Raw genomic sequence first — 7853 nt, 5'->3', positions numbered from 1 at the left:
AGGAGGAACACCGATGACCACGGACGAACGGGACCCCTTCGACGAGTACGCCGTCGTGCTCAACGACGAGGAGCAGTACTCGATCTGGCCGACCGCCCGGGAGCTGCCGGCCGGCTGGCGGGAGGCGGGCGAGCGCGGCACGCGCCAGTACTGCCTGGACCGGATCGAGGAACTGTGGACGGACATGCGGCCGCGCAGCCTGCGCGAGGCGCTGGCGGGCGCCGCGGAAGGAGCGGACGGATGACGGTCACCGCACGGGCGGGCGGCGCCCTCCCCTTCCCCGACCGGGTGCTGCTGCGGCCGGCCGCGGGCCGGCCGCGGCACCGGCTGGTCTGCCTGCACCACGCCGGGGGCGGCGCCTCGGCGTACGCGCCGTGGCTGGCGCGGCTGCCGCAGGACGTCGAGGTGTGCGCGGTGCGGCTGCCGGGCCGCGAGTCCCGGATGGGGCAGCCGCCGCACCGTTCGGCGCGCTCCGCCGTCGCGGAGGTCGTCGAGACCCTGCGGCCGCTGCTCGCCGACGGCCTGCCGTGGGCCCTGTACGGGCACAGCATGGGCGGCCTGCTCGCCTACGAGGTGTACACCGAGCTGACCGCGCTCGGCGTGCCGCAGCCGCTGTACCTGGCGGTGGGCGCGACGGCGGCGCCCCAGTGCCGGGAGGCGATCCCGCCGCGGCTGCCCGAGGGGTACGGCCGGGCGGAGCTGGTGGAGGTCCTGCGCGGCTACGGCGGCACACCCGAGGAGGTCTTCCGCAACGAGGAACTGCTCGATGTGATCCTTCCGGTGCTGGAGGCCGACCTGACCCTGTTCGACGCCTACCGGCCGACGCTGCCGCCGCAGCCGGTGCGCTGCCCGCTGCTGGCGTTCGCCGGGGCCCGGGACCCGCTGGTCGAACCGGCACACGTGGCCGCATGGGAAGAGGTCGCGGCCGACGCGTTCACGTACCGGCTGCTGGACGCCGGGCACTTCTTCGTCGCCTCGCACGCCGACGAGGTCCTGGCCCGGTTGACCGTGCCCGCATGCGCGGGAGCGGCCGCGTGACGGACAAACCGCCCCAGCTTCCGCCGCTGACCAGTGCCGAGAGCGCGTTCGTCGACCACTATCTGGCCGTCCTCGACGCGCTCGGCCGGATCAACCCGGCACGCGCGCAGCACACCTACGGTGCGCTGCGCGCCGCCCAGAGCCTGCTGCGTGAGGCGGAGGCACTGCGGGACGCACTGGCCACCATGCACGAACGAGGAGAGACCGAGGTGTTCAGCGCCACGCTCACCCAGGCGGTGCGCGAACTGGACGGTGTGCGCCGCACCCGGCGCCTGACCCTGCCCGAGGAGGACGAGCGGTGACCACCGCCCCGCCGCCGGCGCCCCGCTCGCCATTGACGCCGGCCCAGCGCACGCTGCTGGCGCGCCGACTGCGGGCCGGTGCGGACGCACCGGCCGCACCGGCCGCACCGGCGGCGCCCGCCCCCGCCGGTCCGGTGCCCGCCTCGTCCGCGCAGCGCCGCCTGTACTTCCTGGACCGCTACCGGCCCGGCTCGCCGGCTTATCTGGTCCCGGCCGTGCTGGAGCTGCGCGGTCCGCTCGATGCGGACGCGCTCGGCTGGGCGCTGAGCGAGCTGGTGCGCCGCCACGAGGCGCTGCGCACCACCTACGCCGAGCGCGACGGAGAGCCGGTGCAGGTCGTCGGGGAACCGTTCCCGTTGCAGCCGATGATCGAGGACCTCACGCGGCTCGTGCCCGGGGAACGGGCCCAGCTGCTGCGCGAGGCGGCGGCCGCCCAGTCCCAGGAAGCGATGGACCTGGCCCGCGGCCCGTTGGTCCGGGCCCGGCTGCTGCGGCTGGAACCCGAGTTGCACCGTCTGGTACTGACGCTGCACCACATCCTGGTGGACGGCTGGACGCTGAGCCTGCTGGTCCGCGAGTGCGCCGCCCTGTACGACGCGCGCCGCCTGGACCGCCCGGAGGCCGCGCCCGCCCCGCCGGCCCTTCAGTACACCGCCTACGCGCTCGCCGAGCGGGACCGGCTGGCCGGGCAGGAAGCGCGGGCGGAGCTGGACTGGTGGACGGAGCGGCTGCGCGGGGTGCCGGCCCTGGAACTGCCCACCGACCGGCCCCGGCCGGCCGTGCAGGGCTGGGCGGGCGCCCGGCACCCGCTCACCGTCTCCGAGGAGCTGACCCGGCGGCTGCGAGCGCTGGCGGCACGGACCGGGACGACGCTGTTCATGGTGCTGCTGGCCGCCTACCAGGTGGTCCTGCACCGGTGGAGCGGACAGGACGACTTCGCGGTCGGCACTCCGGTGGCGGGCCGCACCTCACCGCACCTCGAGGGCCTGGCGGGCCTGGTCGCCAACACCCTGGTGCTGCGCGCGGAGTTGTCCGGCGACCCGGACTTCACCACCGTACTGGAGCGTACGGCGGCCACCGCCCTGGACGCGTTCGAACGCCAGGGCACGCCGTTCGAGCTGCTGGTGGAACGGCTGGAGCAGGGCCGCGACCCGAGTCGGCACCCGCTGTTCCAGTGCTCCTTCACCCTGCAGAACGTGCCGCCGTTCCAGGAGCTGCGCATGGCGGACGTCTCGGTGCGCGCCTTGGACATGGCCGGTGACACCGCCAAGTTCGACCTGGGACTGACCCTGCTGGAGGCGGACGGCGGACTGCGCGGCGAGGTGGAGTACAGCACCGAGCTGTTCGACGCCGACACCGCCGCCCGGTTCGCCGGCCACTGGCTGACGGTACTGCGCGCCGTCGCGGACGACCCGGCGCGCCACCTGAGCGACCTGCCCCTGCTCGCCCCGGGCGAGCACGCGGCCCTGCTGGAGGCGGCGCGCGGCCCCGTGCTGCCGGAGGGCGAGGCGACACGCGAGCCGGTGCCCGCGCAGGTGGTGCGGCGGGCCCGGCAGACCCCCGGCGCCCTCGCGGTGGCCGACCCGGCGCGGTCGCTGACGTATGGGGCGCTCGTCGGGTACGCCGAGGTGCTCGCCCGGCGGCTGAGCGCGCTGGGCGCCGGGCCGGAGCAGCTGGTGGGCGTCTGCCTGGAGCGGTCCGTCGGACAGGTGGTCGCCGCGCTGGCGGTGACGCTGACGGGTGCGGCCTACGTGCCGCTGGACCCGCAGTACCCGCCGGACCGGCTCACCGCGATCCGGCAGGACGCGGGGTTGCGGCTGCTGGTCACCGACCGCGATCTGCGCACGCGCTTCCCGATGGGCCGCGCCGACGTGCTGTGCGTGGAGGACGTTCTGGACGGCGAACCCGCACCGGTGACCGGCGTGCCGGTCCCGCGGCTCGATCCGCGCGCCCTGGCCTACGTGGTGCACACCTCCGGCTCCACCGGCCGCCCCAAGGGCGTGGCGGTCGAGCACCGGGCGCTGGCCGGCCTGGCCGCCTGGCACCGCGACGCCTACGCCCTCGGTCCCGGCGACCGCTCGACACTGGTCGCCAGTCCCGGCTTCGACGCGGCGGTCTGGGAGATGTGGCCCGCCCTGGCCTCGGGAGCGGAGCTGCACGTGCCGTCGGACGCGACCCGCGCCGACCCGGCCCGCCTGGCCCGCTTCCTGGCAGAGCACCGGATCACGGTGTGCTTCTTGCCGACACCGCTGGCGGAGGCCGTCCTCGCCGAGCCCTTCCCGGCCGACGCGCCGCTGCGCGCCCTGCTCACCGGCGGTGACGCCCTCACCGCGCGCCCTGCCCCCGGTGCGCCCTACCGGCTGTACAACCACTACGGGCCTACGGAGAACACCGTGGTCGCCACCGCGGGACCGGTGGCCCCTTCCACCGGCGACGGGGCGCCCGCACGACGACCGGACATCGGCCGGCCCACCGCGGCGGTACACGCCCACGTTCTGGACGGCCGGCTGCGCCCGGTCCCGGTCGGCGTTGCCGGTGAACTGTACCTGGGTGGTGACCAGGTGGCCCGCGGCTACCTCGATGATCCGCGCCGCACCGCCGAGCGCTTCGTGCCCGACCCGTTCTCCGGCCGCCCCGGAGCCCGGCTGTACGCCACCGGCGACCGGGTGCGCCGACTGCCGGACGGCACGCTGGAGTTCCTCGGCCGCTGCGACGACCAGATGAAGATCCGGGGTTTCAGGATCGAGCCGGGGGAGGTGGAGGCAGCGCTGCGGGCGCACCCCGCCGTCGCCGATGCGGCGGTCACCCTGCACCAGGGCGCGGACGGGGCCGCCCTGGTCGGCCACGTGGTGCCTGACGCGGGCACCGGGCCCTCGGCCGACGAACTGCGCCGACATCTGCGGAAGCTGCTGCCGTCGTACATGGTGCCCGCGCACCTGGTCGTGCGGCAGGCGCTGCCGCTGACCGCGCACGGCAAGGTGGACCGCCGGGAACTCGCCCGCGCACCGCTCCCCGCGCCCCGGCAGGAGGCGCCGACGGCACCGCCGCGCGGGCCGTCGGAGGAACGGGTGGCCGCCGTGTGGCAGGAGGTGCTGGGCGTGGCGCGGGTCGGTGCGCACGACAACTTCTTCGACCTGGGCGGGCACTCGTTCCTGGCGCTGCGGGTGCGTGCCCGGCTCAACGAGGCGCTGGGCCGGGACATCCCGGTCGTCGCCGTCTTCCAGTACCCGACAGTGGCCGCGTTCGCCGCGTACCTCGACGCGGCGGGCACCCCGGACGGCGACACGGCCGGCACGCCGGGCGCGCGAGGTGCAAAGAGCGTGGACGGCGCCTGGAAGGACCGCCGACGGGCGGCCCTGGGCCTCGCCGCCCGCCGCCGCACCGCACGCATCTACCCACCTGGGCACGGGAGTTGACGTGATTGGCCCAGAGCGAACAACGGCCTGGCCCAGACTCCCGGTAGAACGCATTCGGGTAGAGTCATCAATCCGTTACATGGCGCGTACACCAGGTGAACCACGTGCCGACGACTCAGGAGGAGAGAAGAGTGGCCGCTGAGCGCACGCAGACCACCCTGCCGAACGTGCCGACTCCGGAAGCGCGTTACATCGTCCCCCGATTCGCCGAACGGACCGCGCAGGGCGTCCGCGAGTACGACCCCTACGCCAAGCTGTTCGAGGAGCGAGTGATCTTCCTCGGGGCGCAGATCGACGACGTCTCGGCCAACGACCTCATGGCGCAGCTGATTTGCCTGGAGTCGATGGACCCCGACCGGGACATCTCCATGTACATCAACTCGCCGGGCGGCTCCTTCACCGCGCTCACGGCTATTTACGACACGATGCAGTACGTCAAGCCGGACATCCAGACCGTCTGCATCGGCCAGGCGGCGTCCGCAGCGGCCGTGCTCCTGGCTGCCGGTACGCCCGGCAAGCGGATGGCGCTGCCGCACGCCCGGGTGCTGATCCACCAGCCCTACAGCGGCACCACCCAGGGCCAGGTGTCGGACCTGGAGATCGCGGCCAACGAGATCATGCGTATGCGCGACCAGCTGGAGACCATGCTCGCCAAGCACTCCACCCGTGAGGTCGACGAGATCAGCCGGGACATCGAGCGCGACAAGATCCTCACCGCGCAGGAAGCGCTGGAGTACGGCCTGATCGACCAGATCCTCACCACGCGCACCGACTCCATGAGCGCCGTCTGACCTGCCGGGCTCCGGCGCTGCGGCCGTTCCGCAACGCCTTGCGCCGAACAGCGAGTCTTCAGAGGAACCCCATGACAGACTTTCTCCGATCTCTCGCGGCTGCCGCGCCGGACGGCGTGGACCGCGCCGCCGAAGTGAGCGCGATACCCCTACCCGACCACTACCGGGCAGTGACGCTGCACCGCGAGGACGTAACGATGTTCGCGGGCATCCCGTCCGCCGAGAAGGACCCCCGCAAATCATTACGCGTGGAGGAGGTCCCGGTGCCCGAACTCGGGCCGGGCGAGGCCCTGGTGGCCGTCATGGCCTCCTCGGTCAACTACAACACCGTCTGGGCGTCGATCTTCGAGCCGGTGCCGACCTTCGCCTTCCTGGAGCGCTACGGCAAGCTCTCCCCGCTGACCAAGCGCCACGACCTGCCGTACCACATCATCGGCTCCGACCTGGCCGGCGTCGTCCTGCGCACCGGCCCCGGCGTCAACGCCTGGCAGCCCGGCGACGAGGTCGTCGCCCACTGCCTCTCCGTCGAGCTGGAGTCCCCCGACGGCCACGACGACACCATGCTCGACCCCGAGCAGCGCATCTGGGGCTTCGAGACCAACTTCGGCGGCCTCGCCGAGATCGCCCTGGTCAAGACCAACCAGCTGATGCCCAAGCCCAAGCACCTCACCTGGGAGGAGGCCGCCGCCCCCGGCCTGGTCAACTCCACCGCCTACCGCCAGCTGGTCTCCCGCAACGGCGCGGCGATGAAGCAGGGCGACAACGTCCTGATCTGGGGCGCCTCCGGCGGCCTCGGCTCCTACGCCACCCAGTTCGCCCTGGCCGGCGGCGCCACCCCGATCTGTGTCGTCTCCTCCCCGGAGAAGGCCGAGATCTGCCGCAAGATGGGCGCCGAGCACGTCATCGACCGCACCGCCGAGGGCTACAGGTTCTGGAAGGACGAGACCACCCAGGACCCCAAGGAGTGGAAGCGCTTCGGCAAGCGCATCCGCGAGCTGACCGGCGGCGAGGACATCGACATCGTCTTCGAGCACCCGGGCCGTGAGACCTTCGGCGCCTCCGTGTACGTCACCCGCAAGGGCGGCACCATCACCACCTGCGCCTCCACCTCGGGCTACATGCACGAGTACGACAACCGCTACCTGTGGATGTCGCTGAAGCGGATCATCGGCTCGCACTTCGCCAACTACCGCGAGGCCTACGAGGCCAACCGCCTCATCGCCAAGGGCAAGATCCACCCGACGCTGTCGAAGACGTACACCCTGGAGGAGACCGGCCAGGCGGCGTACGACGTCCACCGCAACCTCCACCAGGGCAAGGTCGGCGTGCTCTGCCTGGCGCCGGAGGAGGGCCTGGGCGTGCGCGACCACGAGATGCGCGCCCGGCACATCGACGCCATCAACCGCTTCCGCCTACCCGAGAAATAGAGCCATCCGCCCGGGAACAAGTACTGAGTTCCTCTTTCCGAACGGCCTCGGCACAGACGTCCCCGCCCCGCGCCTCATCACTGCACTCGAACCAGCCCGTGCGGCACACGTCCGTGTGGTGGACCGGGGCGGTCAGCCGCTGGAGGAGGCGCCCGGCGATCCGGGGGTAGTGTTCGAACGCCGGGTGTGAGGCCGCGTCCTGGGTGCGGCCCCGCTGCCACCGCAGAGCCACCCGCAGCGGGCACCGCCTCGCAGGACAGTTCCATCCTGGCACGGCGGTGATGGTCGCCGGCACTGTGCCGATCATGCTGGGTCAAGGCGATGGGCGGGACGCCGGCCCGCTGCACACCCCCGCAAGGAGCCCTGCCAGGCCGTCGGAATGAGCGTCGGCCGAGCGTCAAGGTCACTCGCCACCGGGGAGAGCCCGGACCGGACAGGGCGCGTCCGGCGCTCGGTGCGACTCGCGAAGCGCCAGGTCAGCGCCCTGCAGGCGCATCTGCCGTGGTTCACGTGGTGCACTTCGGGAAGCAGGTCGAGCGCACCTGACCCTTCCCGAGCGACCCAAGGAAACCGCAGGTCACGACGCCTTTGCAGCGGGCTCCAGAATCGCCACGCACTCCACGTGATGCGTCATGGGAAAGACGTTGGCCTGGGCGGGTCACAGAAAAGCCCAGGTCAGATGCACTTTCTCGGCTCATCGGTCTGTATAGGGACGCCCAGAGCGTCAAACGAGCGTCATAGCCGACAGTCGAGACCAAGATCCATGCCCCATTATCTTCTTCGTGGTCCTGCAAGAGGGCTGCTGGCCTCCGGGCCCGGCATGACTGTTGCCCCCTGTCGAACGGATGACCTGGGGGGTGGTGTCACCGGGCCCGAGGG

General features: G+C 72.6%; 6 protein-coding genes. All 6 read left to right on the top strand.

Features of this window, described 5'->3' with window-relative positions; genetic code table 11:
• Window positions 1-13: 13 nt before the first annotated feature.
• The 6 genes from ABZ340_RS33675 (at window position 14) to ccrA (ending at window position 6974) form a co-directional block, all read left to right on the top strand.
• Window positions 14-244, top strand: a complete 231-nt coding sequence (locus ABZ340_RS33675) for an MbtH family NRPS accessory protein (RefSeq protein WP_358785682.1) — start codon at window positions 14-16, stop codon at window positions 242-244.
• Window positions 241-1038, top strand: a complete 798-nt coding sequence (locus tag ABZ340_RS33670) for an alpha/beta fold hydrolase (RefSeq protein ID WP_358785681.1) — start codon at window positions 241-243, stop codon at window positions 1036-1038. Before ABZ340_RS33675 ends, ABZ340_RS33670 begins: the two co-directional genes overlap by 4 nt.
• Window positions 1017-1340, top strand: coding sequence for a hypothetical protein (locus tag ABZ340_RS33665; protein WP_358785680.1), 324 nt, complete (start codon window positions 1017-1019; stop codon window positions 1338-1340). Before ABZ340_RS33670 ends, ABZ340_RS33665 begins: the two co-directional genes overlap by 22 nt.
• On the top strand, window positions 1337-4756 hold the full coding sequence (locus tag ABZ340_RS33660; protein ID WP_358785679.1) for an amino acid adenylation domain-containing protein: 3420 nt from the start codon (window positions 1337-1339) through the stop codon (window positions 4754-4756). The genes ABZ340_RS33665 and ABZ340_RS33660 overlap by 4 nt, the downstream gene beginning before the upstream one ends.
• Window positions 4757-4887: 131 nt before the next feature.
• Window positions 4888-5547, top strand: a complete 660-nt coding sequence (locus tag ABZ340_RS33655; RefSeq protein WP_358785678.1) for an ATP-dependent Clp protease proteolytic subunit — start codon at window positions 4888-4890, stop codon at window positions 5545-5547.
• Window positions 5548-5618: 71 nt separating this feature from the next.
• Window positions 5619-6974, top strand: a complete 1356-nt coding sequence (gene ccrA, locus ABZ340_RS33650) for a crotonyl-CoA carboxylase/reductase (RefSeq protein WP_358785677.1) — start codon at window positions 5619-5621, stop codon at window positions 6972-6974.
• Window positions 6975-7853: the final 879 nt, after the last annotated feature.

It is taken from the genome of Streptomyces sp. NPDC006134 (assembly GCF_040628835.1).
Classification (GTDB): domain Bacteria; phylum Actinomycetota; class Actinomycetes; order Streptomycetales; family Streptomycetaceae; genus Streptomyces.
Note: the sequence above shows the minus strand (reverse complement) of the source record. Positions and strands in the feature narration are given on the sequence as shown.

Excerpts from the sequence above, each read along its gene's own strand:
- ABZ340_RS33670 (WP_358785681.1), top strand. The coding sequence starts at position 241 with ATGACGGTCACCGCACGGGCGGGCGGCGCCCTCCCCTTCCCCGACCGG.
- ABZ340_RS33665 (WP_358785680.1), top strand. The coding sequence starts at position 1,017 with ATGCGCGGGAGCGGCCGCGTGACGGACAAACCGCCCCAGCTTCCGCCG.
- ABZ340_RS33675 (WP_358785682.1), top strand. The coding sequence starts at position 14 with ATGACCACGGACGAACGGGACCCCTTCGACGAGTACGCCGTCGTGCTC.
- ccrA (WP_358785677.1), top strand. The coding sequence starts at position 5,619 with ATGACAGACTTTCTCCGATCTCTCGCGGCTGCCGCGCCGGACGGCGTG.